Genomic DNA, 16,794 nt, shown 5'->3' with positions numbered 1-16,794 from the left:
ACACTAGCAGTGCTCGTCAGGGCGTGGACCGGCCGCGCCCCTCCCGGCCACGCCGCTCACGCCCGCGCCGCTCTAGACGATGCGCAGGACCTCGCCGGGCTTCGCCCGCACCGTGCGGACATGCGCGAACGCGCTGCTCGCCGCCGCAACGCCCACCACCACCGCCAGGATCGTCAGCACCACCCCGGTGGGCACCGCGATCAGCGGGCCGGGTGGCGACCCGGGTGCCAGGTCGAGCTCCGAGCGGGTGGCGGCGGTCGCGGCGGCGGCGAGGAGCAGTCCGAACAGCAGGCCGGCGCCCATCGGCAGGGCGGTCTCCAGCACCAGGGCGACGGCGTGGGCCCGGCGGCGCAGGCCGAGCCGGCGCAGGATCACGTAGCCGCGCCGGTACACGGGCGTGCGGGCCTCGACGTACAGGAGCAGCCCGGCGGCCACGACCAGCCCGGCGAACACGTTCAACGCGATCAGGTACCGGAACGTGTAGGTCACCGGCTCGTACAGCGAGTCGCCGTAGGAGTCGGCGGTGCGGGTCAGCGCCACCACCGGCACGTCGGCGCGGGCCAGGTCGGCCGCCGCGGCGGCGGGGTCGCCGCGCACCCACAGCTGGGGCTCGGCCCACCGGGTGGCACCGGCCAGCGCGTCCCGGTGGACGAGCAGCACCGGGTAGCCGCCCCGCGAACCCGGGAGGAGACGGGTGGTGCGCACGTCGACGGTGAACTGCCGCTCGCCGAAAACGCGCACGTCGTGGGTGCCGGCGGGCAGCGGGCCGTAGGCGACGCCGGCGCCGAGGTCGGTGGACAGGTCGGCGACCAGCGCGTCGAGCGAGGGGCCGGGCAGCTGGCTCGACCAGAACGCGCCCCGCGCGAACGTCGCCGGGTCGATGCCGAGCACGTCGGTCTCGATGCCGCCGACCAGCACCCGGGTCAGCCGCAGCACCGGGGTCGCCCGGTCGGCCAGCTCCGGTGGCACCGGCACGTCGCGGTCGAGTGACGCGACGGTCTCGCTGCCGAGGATCACCGCCGCTTTCGCGTCGAGCGTGAGGCGGATGGAGTCGGTCACGGTCGCGCCGAAGCCGGTCATCGCGACCGGGACCGCCGTGACGGCGCCGAGCAGCACCGACGCCGCGACGGGGCGGGCGATGCGCCGCAACGCCAGGAGGAGCCCGGGCCGGCGCGGCGCGCTCCGTGACGAGAGCCGGGAAGCGATCCACCAGGCGCCCAGCCGGGCACCGAGCCCGACGAGCGCGAGGAACCCGAGCACCGGGACCACCACCAGCCGCAGCGGCACGTGGGCGACCGAGCCGAGCAGCGCCGACCGGGAGGTGCCGCCGCCGAGCAGCCACCACGTGAGCGCGGCGGCACCGGCGGGCAGCAGCTCCCAGGGCAGCCACCGCAGCCGCAGCCGCCGGCGGCCCGGCGACACGTCGGTCATCCCGCGGACCCGCAGCGCGACGCCGACCGCGGTCGTCGCGAGCACGGCGACCAGGCCGGCGGCCGCGACCAGCACCGCGAACGGCCACGCCTCGCCGGACAGCTCCGGGCTCGGCCCGAACGCCCGCACCAGCGCACCGGCCACGGCGAGCGCGAGCGCGGCGCCCGCCACGAGCGCGCCGCAGGCCTCCAGCACGGCCTTGCCGGCCAGCGCGCCCGGGCCGACCCCGTGCGCGGCCAGCGCCCGGACCTCCCGCTCGCGGCGCTGGACCCAGTACACGGCGGCGGCCGCCACCACGACCAGCCCGATCAGCACCCCGGCCACGGTGGCCGGCGCGGTGGTGTCGCGCAGCGTGTCGTAGACCAGCTCGGCGCGGTCGGCGCTGCGTCCCACCGACGTGATCACGTTCGCCCGGAACCAGCCGCCGTTGGCCGGGTACTCGTGCAGCACCCGGCCGCGCAGGTCGTCGACGCGGGCGGCCGCGACGTGGGCGGCCGGCACGGTGGGCCGCTGGTCGGCCAGTGGCGCGTCGACGTACTCGTTGCCGGTGCTCAACGTGCTCGCGGTGCCGACGCGCAGCACCGTCGCCACGTCGGTGTAGATCACCGACAGGATCGTCTGGTCGAACAGCTCCTTGCCCATCCGGTACCCGTACAGGGCCTGCAGCGTGCACCAGTACCCGTCGTCGCCGAACGCGGTGAGGTCGGCGTAGACGGCGGCGACCCGCACCGGCGCCGGCGCGGCGGCCGGGTCGACCGGCGGCCCGTTGTTGCTCGGCGCCGGCCGGAGCGTCGCGAACCGCAGCTCGTCGCCGACGCCCAGCCCGTACCTCGTGGCGAGCGACCGCGGGATCCACACGCCGGTGCCGTCGGGGCCCTGCAGCGGGGCCAGGTGGTCGGTGGCGCCGTCGCGGCCGACGAGCCAGACCTGGGCGCCCTCGAGCGGGCCGGTCTCCTGGCCGCCGCGGAGGCCGCCGGCGACAGCGGTGGCGGCGAAGACCGTGGTGCTGGGCGCGGCCATGCCCGGGGTCGCGGTGATCTCGCGGGTCACCGCCGCGTGGCGCTGCCGGTGGACCGCGGTCGCCGCGGCCGGGTCGAGGCGGGTGACCCCGCGGTCGCCGGGAATGTCGCGGAAGCCCAACTGCGACTGGACGTGCAGGCCGGCCCGGGCGGCGCACGTGTTGTCGAGCTGCGTGTGCAGGGTGGCGGTGCGGGCCGAGGACAGGAACAGCGGCGCGGCCGCGGCGGGCAGCACGGCGACGAACGCGCCGGCGAGCACCGCGACGAGCAGGCCGGGCTGTCGGAGCAGGAGCAGCGGAGCGCGCGTCCACGGCAGCATCATCAGACCTCCCACAGCGGAGACGATCTCCACGACCGTCTGGTTGCATCCGATTCGGCCGACCGGGTTGAAAGATCCGAAATCGGCACATTTCCGGCAGGCCTCGTGGAGACTCCCTCGCAAAGGAGGCTCTCATGGGGGACACATCACACATGCGTACGACTCTTCGACGCGGCCTGGCCGGTCTCGGCGCCGGCGCGCTGCTGCTCGGCGGCGCCCAGATCGTGACTCAGTCGGCCGCCTCGGCGCTGCCCGGCCTGGTGCGTACGACCGCCACCAGCGCGCCCGGCAGCACGGTGGAGAAGTCGCAGACCGTCAACTGCCCGAAGGGCAAGAAGGTGCTCGGCGGCGCCGGACGCGTCGACGGCGCGCCGAACGGCGAGGTCGGACTGACGTTCTCGAGCCCGGTCAACGGCGGCGCCGGCTTCACGGTGAGCGCGGCCGAGGACGCCGACGGCACCACCGCCAACTGGACCGTCACCGCGATCGCGTTCTGCAGCAACGAACCGGCCGGCCTGCAGTACGTGCAGCACACGTTCACCGCCGGGTCCACCAAGTCGCGGTGGTCGTCGATCACCTGTCCGAAGGGCAAGAAGGTGCTCGGCGCGGGCGGCCGGGTCAGCGGCGCCAAGGGGCGGGCGGTCCTCACCGGTGTCGTTCCGTCGGAGGACGGGCGCACCATCACCGCGACCGCCTACGAGGACGAGGCCGGCACCACCGCCAACTGGAGCGTCACGGCGCTGGCCACCTGCGTGAAGCCGAGCAAGGGCCTGGAGATCGTGCAGGCCGGCACCGCGCAGAGCAGCGACGTGTCGATCGCGGCGGCCCCGCTCAGCTGCCCGGAGGGCACCCGCCTGCACGGCGTGGCCGGTGAGGTCGGCGGCGGCAACGGCGAGGTGCGCCTGCGCGCCCTCGACGACGACGGCGACGACACCGCCACCGCCCGCGCGGCCGAGGACGCCAACGGCACCGACCGGATGTGGTCGGTGCGCACGTACGGCATCTGCGCGGCGTAGGCGGTTCCGACACGAGGGCGGGCTCCGGTGGGGCCCGCCCTCAGCCGTCCTCCGGGGGTGGCGACACGGTGTCGAGCCTCGTGCCGTCGGGACGCCGTGCGCGGACCGTTCCCGTGTACGGGTCGCGCGTGACCTGCCAGCCGCCCTCGTGCACCAGCCCGTGGTGGTGCGGACAGAGCAGAACGACGTTGTCGACGATGGGTTGACCGCCCCGTGCCCAGTGGACCAGGTGGTGCACCGCGCAGTCGGCCGGAGGCTCCTCGCAGCCGGGGAACCGGCAGCCCCGGTCGCGCAGCTCCACCGCCCGGCGCAGCCCCTGCGTGACCGTCTCCGCCTCCACGCCGATGTCGAGCACCTCCCCCGCGCCGCCGAGTACGGCCGGGAGCACGCGGGCGTCGCAGGCCAGCCGCCGCGCCACCGAGGCCGGCACGGGCTCGCCCGACCCGAGCACGGCATCACCGGCGGACGTGTCGACCCGCAAAGTCTCCAACGGCACGGTGACCACGACGCGCGCCCGGTCGCCCAGCGCGTGACCGGCGTCGGACAGGGTGGCGCGCAGCACGAGGCGGCACAGCGCCACCAGCGCGTCGGCCCGCTCCCGCTCGGGCGCCAACGGCAGGTCGCCGCCGTTGGTGACGCTCAGGTCCGGCGGACCGGTCTCCGGCGGCGGCAGCGGTCCGTCGGGCGTGCCCCGGCTGAGCCCGGCGGCCCACAGCGCCTCCAGCAGCAGCTCGCCGTCGCTCGCGTCGAGCTGGCCGCGGATGGTGACCGCACCGGTGCCGGCCCGCACGACGTCGAGGAACCGGTGGGCGCGCACCCGGCGGAACGCGTCGACCGCGCCGCGTGGGTCGCCCCGCTCCCGGAACCGCCGGGAGAGCCGGCGCAACCGGCCCGGCGGCTCGCGGCGGGCATGGTCGAGCAGGATGCGCTCGACCCCGCGCTCGAGCGCGGCGTCGCCGAGCAGCCAGCCGGCCTCGTCGATCGCCGCCATGTGCTCGGGCGAGATCTCGCCACGCAGGTACGCCGCCGCGGCCAGCGGCCGGACGGCGAGCGCGGCGGCCACCGTGGCCTGGCGACCGGCGTCGGCCGCGTCGACCCGCAACCGGTGCCGCAGCCAGCCACGGATGCCGCGGGCGCCGTCGCGTGCCGCGGCACCCCGCTCGTCGAACACCGCGACCCGGCGGCTCAACTGGGCCTGCAGCCGGCAGATCGCCACCCATAGTCCGCGCATCTGGGTGGCGAGCGCGGCGTCGGTGGCCCGGTCGAGGTCTTCGTCGTCGAGCGCCTCGGCCGCCGCGGCCAGCAGCGGCAGGGGTCCACTCGAACGCATGTTCGAAAAGTAGCGCACTATCGCGGTCGTCCGCTACCGCGTCCGGCGTCCGCCGTGAAAGGCTGGCGCCGCGATGACCGCAACTGCCGACGAACCCGAACTGGAAGCGAGCATCCGCTCGATCGAGCGCGCCGCCGGCGCGCTCGCCACCGCGAGCGTGGCCCGCATGGACGACGCGCTGCCCTGGTTCCGTGAGCTGCCGGCCGACCAGCGCGCCTGGGTGATGCTGGTGGCACAGGCCGGCGTGCGGTCACTGGTCGAGTGGCTGCGCGGGCGCAAGGCCGGCACCGCCACCCAGCAGGTCTCCGACGAGGTGTTCGACGCGGCACCCCGGGCGCTGGCCCGGTCGATCAACCTGCAGCAGACCGTCCAGCTGATCAAGACCACGATCGAGGTGGCCGAGGAGCAGATCGGGCGGCTCGCCGCGAAGGGCGAGGAGGCGGCGGTCCGCGAGGCGGTGCTGATCTTCAGCCGGGAGGTCGCGTTCGCCGCGGCCCGCGTCTACGCCCGGGCCGCGGAGACGCGCGGAGCATGGGACGCGCGCCTGCAGGCGATGCTGGTCGACGCCCTGCTGCGCGGCGACTCCTCCGACGTGCTGGCCAGCCGCGCCGCCGCCCTGGGCTGGGCCGACCCGTCACCGGTCGCGGTGGCGGTGGGCCGGTCGACCGGCGGCGAGGCGTCGATGGTGGTGCACGTGGTCTACCGGGCCGCCCGGCGCATCGGGGTCGAGATCCTCGGCGGCGTGCACGGCGACCGGCTGGTCGTGGTGCTCGGTGCCGCGTCCGACCCGGTGAACGCCACGGAGAAGCTGCTGGCCGGGTTCGGCGACGGCCCCGTGGTGGTGGGCCCGAGCGTGGCCAGCCTCGACGAGGCCACCGAGTCGGCCCGTGCCGCGCTCGCCGGCTACCGGGCCGCGGCGGCCTGGCCGGCGGCGCCCCGCCCGGTGGCGGCGGCCGACCTGCTGCCCGAGCGCGCGCTGGCCGGCGACGCCGAGGCCCGCCGCATCCTGCGCCAGGACGTGTACGGCGCCCTGATCAAGGCCGGTGGCGAACTCCTCGACACGCTCGACGCGTTCTTCGCCGCCGGCGGCGTGCTGGAGGGCGCGGCCCGGGCCCTGTTCGTGCACCCCAACACCGTGCGGTACCGGCTGCGCCGGGTCGGCGAGATCACCGGCTTCGCACCGCTCACCCCGCGTGACGCGTTCGCGCTGCGGATCGCGTTGACCATCGGCCGCCTGGATCCCGGCTCGGGGCCGCCTGGACCGAGGAACGCGGCGACCGCAGCGACGAGGGAAGGCGGCGCCGGATAGGCCCCGGCCCCGCGCTGACGTCGACCGTGAGCGGGTGGGAGGTTACGAACATCATCAGGGCCCGATGATGTTCGTAACCTCCCACCCACCGATGTCCGCCTCGCGACAGCAAGGTCGATCACGCAGGCTGACCCCGCGCGAGCGGAGCGAGCGCCAGCAGCACGGTGACCCCCGCCACTGCCTTGTAGGGTCTCCACAAAGATCCCCGTGGGCTTTCGTGCCTGCCGGTACGGGCGGTGCTGATGAGGATCCCTCAGGCTGGAGGCGTGCTCGCTGTACTCGCTCCCGGCCAGGGTGCGCAGAAGCCCGGATTCCTGGAACCATGGCTCGACCTCCCCGGGGCTGACGCGCGTCTGCGCTGGTGGTCGTCCCTTTCCGGGGTCGACCTCCACCACCTCGGCACCTCGGCCGACGCCGAGGAGATCAGGGACACGGCGAAGACGCAGCCGCTCCTGGTCGCCGCCACCCTGCTCGCCGCCGAGCAGCTTCCGCTCGACGAGGTGGCCGTCGTCTCCGGTCACAGCGTTGGCGAGCTGGGCGCGGCCGCGCTGGCGGGCGCGCTCACGCCCGACGCCGCGGTGACGCTCGCGGGCGTCCGCGGCCGCGAGATGGCCGCCGCCTGCGCCGTCGAACCGACCGGCATGGCCGCCGTGCTCGGCGGCGACGAGGCCGAGGTGCTCGCGGCCATCGAGCAGCACGGCCTGTACGCCGCCAACCGCAACGGCGCCGGCCAGATCGTCGCCGCCGGCGCCAGCGAGGCCCTGGAGAAGTTCGCGGCGGCTCCGCCCGCGAAGGCCCGGGTCATCGCGCTGAAGGTCGCCGGCGCCTTCCACACCCCGTACATGGCTCCCGCCGAGGCCGCGCTCGCCGCCGCCGCGGCCGGGATCTCCCCCGCCGACCCGGTCCGAACGCTGCTGTCGAACCTCGACGGCGCCGCCGTCGAGAGCGACGTGCTCACCCGGCTGATCCGGCAGATCACCGCGCCGGTGCGGTGGGACCTGTGCATGCAGACGCTGAGCGCGCTCGGCGTCACCGCGGTGATCGAGCTGCCCCCGGCCGGCACGCTCGCCGGTCTCATCAAGCGGGCCCTCAAGGGCGTGGAGATCGTCACCGTCAACACCCCGGACGACCTGGCGAAGGCCCGCGACCTCGCGGCCCGCCACGGCGCCAGCCCGACGCACGAGCCGCACCCGGAGTTCCGCGTGGTGGTCGCCGGCACCGCGGGCACGTTCGTGCCGGTCGCCGGCCTCGCCGAGGGCGACGGGGTCACCGCCGGGCAGGTCATCGGTTCGATCAACACCCGGCAGGGCCCGGTCGAGGTGTCCGCGCACGCCGCGGGCGTTCTGACCGAGTGGCTGGCCCACGACGACGACCCCGTCGCGGCCGGCCAGCCGCTGGCCAGAATCGGAGAAGCTGCATGACCGGATCGCGCATCGTTTCCTTGGGCCACTACCAACCCAGTCGGGTGGTGACCAACACCGACCTCTCCGGGGTCATCGACACGAACGACGCGTGGATCCGCGACCGGGTGGGCATCGCCGAGCGGCGCGTCGCCGAGAACGAGAGCGTCGCCGACATGGCCACGTTCGCCGCCGAGAAGGCGCTCGCCAACGCCGGCCTCACCGCCGCCGACATCGACTCGGTGTTCGTCGCGACGTGCAGCTCCGAGGACCGCTGCCCCAACGTCGCCACGCGGGTCGCGGCCCGGCTCGGCATCCACGCGCCCGGCGCGGTTGACCTGAACACCGCCTGCTCCGGCTTCTGCTACGGGCTGGCGATGGCCGACCACGCGATCCGCGCCGGCGCCTCGCGCAACGCGCTCGTGATCGGCTCCGAGAAGCTCAGCGACATCACCGACTGGACCGACCGCCGCACGTCGATCATCTTCGCCGACGGCGCGGGCGCGGCGGTGGTCAGCGCCGACGACGACCCGAACGGGATCGGTCCCGTGGTGTGGGGCTCGGCGCCGGAGAAGGGCGACGCGATCCTCATCGAGGGCTGGCGTCCGGTGATCTGGCAGGAGGGCCAGGCGGTGTTCCGCTGGGCCACCACCGCGCTCGCCCAGCACGCCCGGCTCGCCTGCGAGCGGGCCGGTGTCGCGACCTCCGACCTCGGCGCGTTCGTCGCCCACCAGGCCAACGCCCGCATCATCGACGGCATCGCCAAGCGCCTGAACCTGGGCCCCGACACCGTGATCGCCAAGGACATCGAGGTGTCCGGCAACACGTCGGCGGCGAGCGTCCCGCTCGCGCTGTCGAAGCTCGTCGAGACCCGCGCGGTGCCCTCGGGCGCCCCGGTCCTGCTGTTCGGCTTCGGCGGTGGGCTCACCTACGCCGGCCAGGTCGTCCGCTGTCCCTGAAAACACCATCACTGGAGAAGGAGCAACACATGGAGCGCACCCAGGTCGTCGAGGGCCTCGCCGAGATCCTCGAAGAGGTCGCCGGTGTCAACCCGGACGACGTCGCCGAGGAGAAGTCGTTCACCGAGGACCTCGACGTGGACTCGCTGTCGATGGTCGAGGTCGTCGTGGCGGCCGAGGAGAAGTTCGACGTGAAGATCCCGGACGACGAGGTCCAGAACCTGAAGACCGTGGGTGACGCCGTCACCTACATCCTCAAGGAAAACGCATGACCGTTGAGGTCGCGGTAACCGGGCTGGGCGCGACGACCCCCTTGGGCGGGGACGTCGCGTCGACCTGGGAAGGTCTCATCGCCGGTCGCTCCGGCGTCGGTCCGCTCACCGACGACTGGGCCAAGGAGCTGCCGGTGCGCATCGCCGCGCAGCTCGCCGTGTCGCCGCTGGAGAAGATCGACCGGGTCAAGGCCCGCAAGCTCGACCGCTCCGAGCAGACCGCGCTGGTGGCGGCCTGGGAGGCGTGGAAGCAGGCCGGTGAGCCCGACGTGCCCAAGGAGCGGCTGGCCGTGGTCGTCGGCAGCGGCATCGGGGGCGCGCAGACCCTGCTGGCGCAGGACGACATCCTCGAGGCGAAGGGGCCGCGACGGGTCTCGCCGCACACGGTCCCGATGCTCATGCCCAACGGCCCGGCCGCCTGGGTGGGCCTGGAACTCGGCGCGCAGGCCGGGGTCCACGCGCCCACCAGCGCGTGCGCGACGGGCGCCGAGGCGATCGCCTGGGGCCTGGACTTCATCCGGGCCGGCCGGGCCGACGTCGTGGTCTGCGGCGGCACGGAGGCGATCATCCACCCGCTGCCGATCGCCGGGTTCGCGTCGATGCGGGCGATGTCGACCCGCAACGACGAGCCGGAGAAGGCGTCGCGGCCGTGGGACAAGGGCCGCGACGGGTTCGTGCTCGGCGAGGGCGCGGGCATCGTCGTGCTGGAGCGGGCCGACCACGCCCGGGCCCGCGGTGCGAAGATCTTCGCGCTGCTGGCCGGCGCCGGCATGACCAGCGACGGCTTCGACATCGTGCAGCCCCACCCCGAGGGCGCGGGTGCGATCCGGGCGATCGCGGCGGCGATCGCGAACGCCGGGATCGGCCGGGAGGACATCGCGCACGTCAACGCGCACGCGACGTCGACGCCGGTCGGCGACATGACCGAGATCGTGGCGCTGCACAAGGCGGTCGGCGACCACCCGGTGCTCACCTCGACCAAGTCGATGACCGGCCACCTGCTCGGTGCCGCCGGCGCGGTGGAGGCCATCGCGACGATCCTGGCCATCCACCACGGCATCGTGCCGCCGACGATCAACCTGGACGACCCGGACGACGGGCTCGACCTGGACGTCGCCGCGCACAAGGCCCGCCACCTCGACGTCCCGGCCGCATTGAACAACTCGTTCGGGTTCGGCGGCCACAACGCCGCGCTGATCTTCACCCGGGCCTGATCGGTGGATCCCCGCGACCCTGAGGTTCGGCTGCGGGCACTACTCGACCCGGACACGCTGACGTTGCTCGCGCCCCGCGACGACTCCGGCGTGCTCCCGGCGCGGGGAACCATCGACGGGGTACCGGTGGCCGCGTTCGCCACCGACGCGTTGCGGATGGGCGGGGCGATGGGCGCCGACGGGTGCCGCCACATCGTCGACGCCATCGACACGGCCGTCCGCGAGCGTGTTCCGGTGCTGGGCCTGTGGCACTGCGGCGGCGCCCGTCTGGCCGAGGGCGTCGTCGCGCTCGATGCCGTCGGGCAGGTCTTCGCCGCGATGGTCAGAGCGTCGGGACGCGTACCGCAGCTCTCCGTGGTGCTCGGGCCGGCCGCCGGTGGGGCGGCGTACGGCCCGGCCCTCACCGACATCGTGATCATGAGCGATGCCGGCCGCATCTTCGTCACCGGCCCGGAGGTGGTGCGCTCGGTCACCGGCGAGCAGGTCGACATGGCCCGGCTCGGCGGTCCCGACCCGCACGGTCGCCGGTCGGGCGTCGTCCACGTCACCACCGCCGACGACGGCAGCGCGCTGGCGACGGCGCGCGACCTGGCCGCGCTGCTCGGCCGGCAGGGCCGGATCGCGCCCGCCGACGTCGCGCACGACGTCGACCTCGGCGACCTGCTGCCGGACCGCGCCAACCGCGCCTACGACGTGCGTCCCCTGGTCCGGGCCGTGCTCGACGGGCCGGGCGTGGAGCTGCACGCGAAGTGGGCGCCGAACGTGGTGACGACCCTGGGCCGGTTCGCCGGACGCACCGTGGGCGTGGTCGCCAACAACCCGCTGCGCCTGGGCGGCTGCCTCGACGCGGCGTCGGCCGAGAAGGCGGCCCGCTTCGTGCGCATGTGCGACGCCCTCGGCGTCCCGCTGGTGGTGCTCGTCGACGTGCCCGGCTACCTGCCCGGCCTCGGCCAGGAGTGGGACGGCGTGGTCCGCCGCGGCGCCAAGCTGCTGCACGCGTTCGCCGAGGCGGTGGTCCCCCGGGTCACGCTGGTGACCCGCAAGGGCTACGGCGGCGCGTTCATCGCGATGAACTCCCGCGCCCTGGGCGCCACGGCCGTGTTCGCGTGGCCGAACGCGGAGATCGCCGTGATGGGCGCCAGCGCGGCCGTGAACATCCTGCACCGCAAGCGGCTGGCCGCCGCACCCCCGGAGGACCGCGAGACGCTGCGCGCCCAGCTGGTGGAGCAGCAGCTCCACGAGGCCGGCGGTGTGCCGAAGGCGTTGGAGACCGGCGTCATCGACGCGGTGGTCGAACCCAAGGAGACCCGCCGCCGCCTGGCCGAGGCCCTGGCGGACGCCCCTCCCGCACGGGGCGCCCACGGCAACATCCCCCTGTAGCCCCCCGCCCACCGCACCCGCCGCCCGGCAGCGCCACGCCCACCGCGCCCCGCCCACCGCGCCCCGCCCACCGCGCCCCGCCCACCGCGCCCCGCCACCCCACTACGCCCCGCCGCACCTCGCCCCCGCCGCACCTCGCCCCCGCCGCACCTCGCCCCCGCCCGCCCCGCCCCGCTCGCCACGCCTTCATGTCGCGTCGATCTTGCACTTGTGGCCGCCACTAAATGCGGATGTGTCCCTCTTTCTCGGGGGCCACAACTGCAAGATCGACGCCCCGGGGGCGGAGCGCGCGACCGGAGGCGACCGGAGGCAGGGCGCGGCGAGGCGAGGCGCGGCGCGGCCGAGGGCGGTGCGGCGCCCGGGGCACGGCCGCGGCAGAGCGGGGTGCGGGTCAGGTGCAGGCGGACAGGGGTAGGCCATCCAGCTTGACCGGGCTGCGGCCGGTGGCCTTGGCCTTCCCCGCCAGGACCGCGGCGACCGCCTTCATCGAGGCCTGGCTGGACGAGTACGTCGCGACGAGCGTGCCCTGCATCTGGCGCAGCGCGTACGGCGTGTCCATCGCGACCGTCACGTCCTTCGAGGACGCCGACGCGGCGCCGTCGTTGTAGCCGATCAGCCGCACGGTCGTGCCGCCCGACCGCACCTGGATGCCGTGCTCGGCGAGTGCCGCCGTGAGCCACTCCTTCTGGGTGCCCCACTTGCCGTCGGCGGCGATGGTGACGCCGCCGGTGACCAGCGGGCCGCTGCAGCGTCCCCGGAAGACCGTCACCGCGGCGGCCGACGCCGCCTGCGCGGCCGCTCGGTCGGCTTCGCTGTCGAGGATGGACATCTCCGGCTGCGGCGCGGCGGCGAGCTTGTACCGCAGGGTCAGCACCCGGGTAGCGGCCTCGACGAGGCGCTGCTTCGGCAGCGAGCCGTCCTTGAGCCCGTCGAGGAGACCCTTCTGGGCCTGCTTCAGGTTCGGCGGCATCAGGACGATGTCGTTTCCGGCGAGGACGGCCCGCTTCGCGGCCTCACCCGGTCCCCACTTCTTTGCCGGTGCCATGTTCATCGCGTCCGAGACCACGACGCCCTTGAAGCCCATCGCGCCGCGGAGCAGGTCGATGAGGACCTTCGAGGAGAACGTGGCCGGCGTGCCCGGATCGATCGCCTTGACGTCGAGGTGGCCGCTCATCACGATGCCGGCGCCGGCCTGGATGCCGGCGACGAACGGGGGCAGGTCCTCGCGGTCTAGCGCGGCCCGGTCCTGCGCGAGGACGGGCAGCTCCTCGTGGCTGTCGGCCGTGGTGTGGCCGTGACCCGGGAAGTGCTTGAGCGCCGGCGCCACGCCGGCCGCGGTCAGTCCCTTGGTCGCGGCGGCCACCTGCGCCGACACGTCGGCCGGCACGCTGCCGTACGACCGCGACCCGATGACGCCGCTGCCGCGCGGCCCGAGCACGTCGGCGACCGGCGCGAAGTCGACGTTGATGCCCAGCGCGGCCAGGTTGCCGCCGGCCGCCTTCCACGCCGCCTCGGTGGCGGCCGGGTTGCGGGCCGCCCCGAACGCCATGGCGCTGGGAAGCTGCACGATGCCGGTCCGGATGCGGGTGACCGCGCCGTACTCCTGGTCGGTGCCGATCAGGAGCTTGACCCCGGCCGCCCGGTTGAGGCCGTCGGTGAGCTTGCGGATCTGCTCGGGCGAGTCGACGTTCGTGGTCTTGTTGGTGCCGCCGGTCGGATCGTCGGCCGACCAGCCGACCAGGATCAGCCCGCCGAGCTTGTACTTCTTCACCATGTCGGCCGGGCTCGCGACGCCGGCGTAGGCGTTGTTCTCCTTCGCCGACGCGCCGGTGACGTTCGTGGCGTCGTTGCCGTACGCGTACGGCATGAGCACCTGGCCGACCAGCTCCTCGTCGGAGAACTTCGCCACGGCGGCAGCGGCGGCCTCGGCCGGGTCGGCGTTCGGCGGCGGGGCCACGGGTCCGGAGGTGGCGGGCGCGGCGGCCGCGCCGCCCTTCTCGTCGCCCTTTCCGCAGGCGGACAGGACGAGAGCCAGGACGAGCAAAAGGGCGGCTGGACGCATCCGCCCACTCAACCAGACGGACGCACGTCACCCAACTCGGGCCAGCGCGTCACCCAACCCGGGCCAGCGCGTCACCCTACCCGGGTCAGCAGGCTCACCGGCTCTCCGTCGGCGGCGAGGCGGTAGGGCTCGAGCTCGGCGTCCCAGGCGCTGCCGAGCTCACGTTCCAGGGTGTGCGCCAGGGTCTCGTGGCTCTTGGAGTTCGCGATCAGGAACCGCAGGCGGTCTTCGCCGATCATGATGTCGCCGTTGGCGCTCGCGGTGGCGCGGAACAGCCCGCGGCTGGGGACGTGCATGATGCGTTCCCCGTCGGCGCCGGGGCTGGGTTCCTCGGTGACCTCGAAGCGGAGCATCGGCCACTGCTTCAGGGCGCCGGCGAGATCACCGCCGGTGCCGGGGCGCCCGGTCCACACGTAGTCGGCCCGGCGGGCGCCGGGTTCGATGGGCTGGGAAGCCCAGTCGAGCCGGACGGGCGTGCCGAGCACGCGCGCCAGCGCCCACTCGACGTGTGGGCACACGGCGAGCGGGGTCGAGTGGACGTAGACAACGCCACGGGTGCGCACGACTGGACCTCCCGATGACCGAGGTGCGTCTTCCCCTACGACCTCGACGTGAGTGAACAGTCCTGCACGGTTATTCATTTGTCTGACGTGGACCATGATGACGTCGCGCTGGCCGGTACGCTAGCGGTTGCGGCGATATCCTGCACAGTTGTTCATGAACTGGTAGGTTCTCCAGCCCCCCGAACTCCACAACGCGCGGTACCGCCGGTCGGTTACCGCCCCTCCGTTTGGCCCTCGCCAGGGCCTGTCGGCTACTATTTCCGACGGTTCTTTCCGACTGATCCAAGGAGTCCCGCGGTGGCGAGCAACACCTCCAAGACCGCGCGCGCGTCCGTCCGCGCCGGCCAAGCCGGCGCCGCGGGTGGCGCGCTGAGCGTGCTCGGCGAGTTCAAGTACCTGATCCCGCTGAACAAGGGCAAGCACGCCTACGTCCGTAACCTCACGAACGGCCGCACCGTGCACCACAAGACCGACTCCGAGGCGTTCGTCGAGGAGATCCGGGTGCTCGCGGGTGCCGGGCACGCCGCGAAGATCCGCGCTGAGCTGCAGTCGCTCGACAGCGCCCACCCCGAAGACGGCTGGGGCGCCACCGAGAAGCGCCTCGAAGACGCGGGCGTCTTCGGCTAGGCCGTACCGACCCACAGAGCCCTCCCGGGCGGATACATACCGGGAGGGCTTTGGCATGTCGCATTTCAGGGGTGTTTCACCCAAGCTACCCACGGGTATCGTGGCTCCATGTCGGCTCCCGTGCACCCCGGTCTCCGGGTCCGCACGTCCGACGGCGTCGAGCTGCACGTGGCCGAGTACGGAGAAGGCCCCCTCACTGTCGTGCTCCTCCACGGCTGGACGCTCGACCACCGCCTCTGGCAGAGCCAGATCGCCGCGCTGAAGGACCGGGCCAGGGTGCTCGCCGTCGACCTGCGCGGCCACGGCAGATCCGGATCGTCGCAGCTCAGCGACACGAACCTCTTCCGGCTGGCCGACGACATCCACGCGGTCGTCACCCAGTGCGTCCCCGAGGGCAGGGTCGTCCTCGCCGGGCACTCGCTGGGCGGCATGGCCATGCTGGAGTTCGCGCACCGCTACCCGGAGGTCTTCGAACGCCAGGTCGCCGGCGTGGCGCTCGTGTCGACCACCGCCGAGGGCCACACCCACCTCAGCTACGGCCTGGCGCCGTGGCTGGGCAAGGTCGTCCGCGAGCTCGAGACCCGCGGCGCGGCCCTGCTCGCTCTCGGTGGCCCGCTGCGGGTCCACCGGGCGGTGATGCCGGCGCTGCTGCCTGCCGTGCGCTGGCTCGTCTTCGGCGACCGGGTGGAGTCGGAGACGCTGCGCCTGACCATCGCGATGATCAGCTGCGCGTCGCTGGGCTCGATCGGCGGGTTCCGGCCGTCCGTGGGGAAGATGAACCGGTTGGACGCGCTGAGCCTGCTCGCGCGTGTTCCGGTTCGCGTGCTGGTGGGTAACCGCGACCGGCTCACTCCGGTCAAGTGCACCGAGGCCATCGTGGCCGCGCTCCCCCACGCCCGCCTGCAGGTCTTCGACAGCTGCGGGCACATGCTGCCGCTCGAGTGTCCGGATGCCGTCACCGAGGCGCTGGGCGACCTCGTCGATGAGGCCAACGGGTAGCAGCCCCGCCACCGGGGTGGACTAGTCTGGTTAGTCGCGTCTTCGATCGTTCCTTGATCGACGGGCCCGGCGGGGTGGACCTGTGCGGGTACGGTCTTTGCCTTGGAGGTGACGACCCACCATGGGATGGATCGAGAGCTGGCTGCACACGCTGCCACCAATCGCGGTCGGCGGGGTGGTGTGCCTGATCATCGGCCTCGAGAGCATGGGCATCCCGCTGCCGGGTGAGCTCACGCTCGTCGCCGCCTCGTTGATGGCCGCCACCGGTGCGATCAGCCCCTGGTACGTGGCCTCGGCCGCCGCCATCGGCGCGATCATCGGCGACTCGATCGGCTACACGATCGGGCGCAAGGGCGGCCGGCCGCTGCTGGAGAGGCTGGGCCGCCGGTTCCCCAAGCATCTCGGGCCACCGCACCTCGACCGCGCCGAGCGCACGTTCGCCAAGTGGGGCGTGTGGGCGGTGTTCTTCGGCCGGTTCATCGCGCTGCTGCGGATCCTCGCCGGTCCGCTGGCCGGCGCGTTGAAGGTGCCGTACCACAAGTTCCTCATCGCCAACGCCGCCGGCGGTCTCGTCTGGGCGTTCGGCACGGTGTTCGTGATCTACCACGTGGGGCAGGTCGCCGAGGAGTACCTGAAGGACTTCTCGTGGGCCGCGCTGGTCCTCGCGGTGCTCGCGGGCTTCGGCAGCACCTGGTACTTCAAGCGCCGGGCCGCGAAGCACGCCAGGCAGACCGAGGCCGAGCTCGCCGCCGACGAGGCGGAGATCGACACGGTGGCCGAGGGCACCGTCGAGGCGGGCACCGTGGCCGCGGCGGTGGCGGCGGCCACCACGGCGGCGGCCGCCGAGAAGCTGCACCACCACCACGACGACCCGCCGTCCGCGTAACCCGGAGA

At 73.9% G+C, this 16,794-nt stretch carries 14 protein-coding genes; 10 read left to right on the top strand and 4 right to left on the bottom strand.

Features of this window, described 5'->3' with window-relative positions; translation table 11 throughout:
* Positions 1 to 72 precede the first annotated feature (72 nt).
* Positions 73 to 2,784: an FtsX-like permease family protein gene (locus Voc01_RS16040; RefSeq protein ID WP_203928222.1), complete on the bottom strand. Its 2,712-nt coding sequence runs from the start codon at positions 2,782 to 2,784 to the stop codon at positions 73 to 75.
* A gap of 137 nt (positions 2,785 to 2,921) precedes the next feature.
* Here Voc01_RS16040 and Voc01_RS16035 point away from each other — a divergent pair, with 137 nt between their 5' ends.
* Complete coding sequence (locus Voc01_RS16035) at positions 2,922 to 3,785, top strand: hypothetical protein (RefSeq protein WP_203928221.1); 864 nt, start codon at positions 2,922 to 2,924, stop codon at positions 3,783 to 3,785.
* A 40-nt stretch (positions 3,786 to 3,825) separates the two neighbouring features.
* Here Voc01_RS16035 and Voc01_RS16030 read toward each other — a convergent pair whose 3' ends face one another.
* Positions 3,826 to 5,115: an HNH endonuclease signature motif containing protein gene (locus tag Voc01_RS16030; RefSeq protein WP_203928220.1), complete on the bottom strand. Its 1,290-nt coding sequence runs from the start codon at positions 5,113 to 5,115 to the stop codon at positions 3,826 to 3,828.
* 73 nt (positions 5,116 to 5,188) lie between these two features.
* Here Voc01_RS16030 and Voc01_RS16025 point away from each other — a divergent pair, with 73 nt between their 5' ends.
* The 6 genes from Voc01_RS16025 (at position 5,189) to Voc01_RS16000 (ending at position 11,649) form a co-directional block, all read left to right on the top strand.
* Positions 5,189 to 6,424: a PucR family transcriptional regulator gene (locus Voc01_RS16025; RefSeq protein WP_203928219.1), complete on the top strand. Its 1,236-nt coding sequence runs from the start codon at positions 5,189 to 5,191 to the stop codon at positions 6,422 to 6,424.
* Positions 6,425 to 6,690: 266 nt separating this feature from the next.
* Positions 6,691 to 7,845 (top strand): acyltransferase domain-containing protein, encoded by a 1,155-nt coding sequence (locus Voc01_RS16020; RefSeq protein ID WP_203928218.1) that lies wholly within the window; start codon positions 6,691 to 6,693, stop codon positions 7,843 to 7,845.
* On the top strand, positions 7,842 to 8,783 hold the full coding sequence (locus Voc01_RS16015) for a beta-ketoacyl-ACP synthase III (protein WP_203928217.1): 942 nt from the start codon (positions 7,842 to 7,844) through the stop codon (positions 8,781 to 8,783). Before Voc01_RS16020 ends, Voc01_RS16015 begins: the two co-directional genes overlap by 4 nt.
* A 29-nt stretch (positions 8,784 to 8,812) precedes the next feature.
* Positions 8,813 to 9,055, top strand: a complete 243-nt coding sequence (locus Voc01_RS16010; protein WP_203928216.1) for an acyl carrier protein — start codon at positions 8,813 to 8,815, stop codon at positions 9,053 to 9,055.
* The gene (fabF, locus tag Voc01_RS16005; protein ID WP_203928215.1) at positions 9,052 to 10,269 is read left to right on the top strand and encodes a beta-ketoacyl-ACP synthase II; all 1,218 of its coding nucleotides are present in this window, start codon (positions 9,052 to 9,054) and stop codon (positions 10,267 to 10,269) included. Before Voc01_RS16010 ends, fabF begins: the two co-directional genes overlap by 4 nt.
* Positions 10,270 to 10,272: 3 nt before the next feature.
* Positions 10,273 to 11,649 carry an acyl-CoA carboxylase subunit beta gene (locus tag Voc01_RS16000; protein ID WP_203928214.1) on the top strand — a complete coding sequence of 459 codons (1,377 nt, stop codon included), beginning with the start codon at positions 10,273 to 10,275 and terminating at the stop codon, positions 11,647 to 11,649.
* A gap of 391 nt (positions 11,650 to 12,040) precedes the next feature.
* On the opposite strand, the gene Voc01_RS15995 is transcribed toward Voc01_RS16000, so the two are convergent.
* Both Voc01_RS15995 and Voc01_RS15990 read right to left on the bottom strand, forming a co-directional pair.
* Positions 12,041 to 13,711 (bottom strand): glycoside hydrolase family 3 N-terminal domain-containing protein, encoded by a 1,671-nt coding sequence (locus Voc01_RS15995; RefSeq protein WP_203928213.1) that lies wholly within the window; start codon positions 13,709 to 13,711, stop codon positions 12,041 to 12,043.
* A gap of 71 nt (positions 13,712 to 13,782) precedes the next feature.
* On the bottom strand, positions 13,783 to 14,274 hold the full coding sequence (locus tag Voc01_RS15990) for a DUF3145 domain-containing protein (RefSeq protein WP_203928212.1): 492 nt from the start codon (positions 14,272 to 14,274) through the stop codon (positions 13,783 to 13,785).
* A 297-nt stretch (positions 14,275 to 14,571) separates the two neighbouring features.
* On the opposite strand from Voc01_RS15990, the gene Voc01_RS15985 reads away from it, so the two are divergent.
* The 3 genes from Voc01_RS15985 to Voc01_RS15975 all read left to right on the top strand — a co-directional run bounded on the left by Voc01_RS15985 (position 14,572) and on the right by Voc01_RS15975 (position 16,786).
* Positions 14,572 to 14,901, top strand: coding sequence for a hypothetical protein (locus tag Voc01_RS15985; RefSeq protein ID WP_203928211.1), 330 nt, complete (start codon positions 14,572 to 14,574; stop codon positions 14,899 to 14,901).
* 108 nt (positions 14,902 to 15,009) lie between these two features.
* Entirely contained in the window at positions 15,010 to 15,900 is an 891-nt protein-coding gene (locus tag Voc01_RS15980) for an alpha/beta fold hydrolase (RefSeq protein WP_203928210.1), read from the top strand.
* Between the two features lie 121 nt (positions 15,901 to 16,021).
* Positions 16,022 to 16,786 (top strand): DedA family protein, encoded by a 765-nt coding sequence (locus Voc01_RS15975; RefSeq protein ID WP_203928209.1) that lies wholly within the window; start codon positions 16,022 to 16,024, stop codon positions 16,784 to 16,786.
* Positions 16,787 to 16,794: the final 8 nt, after the last annotated feature.

The organism is Virgisporangium ochraceum (assembly GCF_016863655.1).
Classification (GTDB): Bacteria; Actinomycetota; Actinomycetes; order Mycobacteriales; family Micromonosporaceae; genus Virgisporangium; species Virgisporangium ochraceum.
Note: the sequence above shows the minus strand (reverse complement) of the source record. Positions and strands in the feature narration are given on the sequence as shown.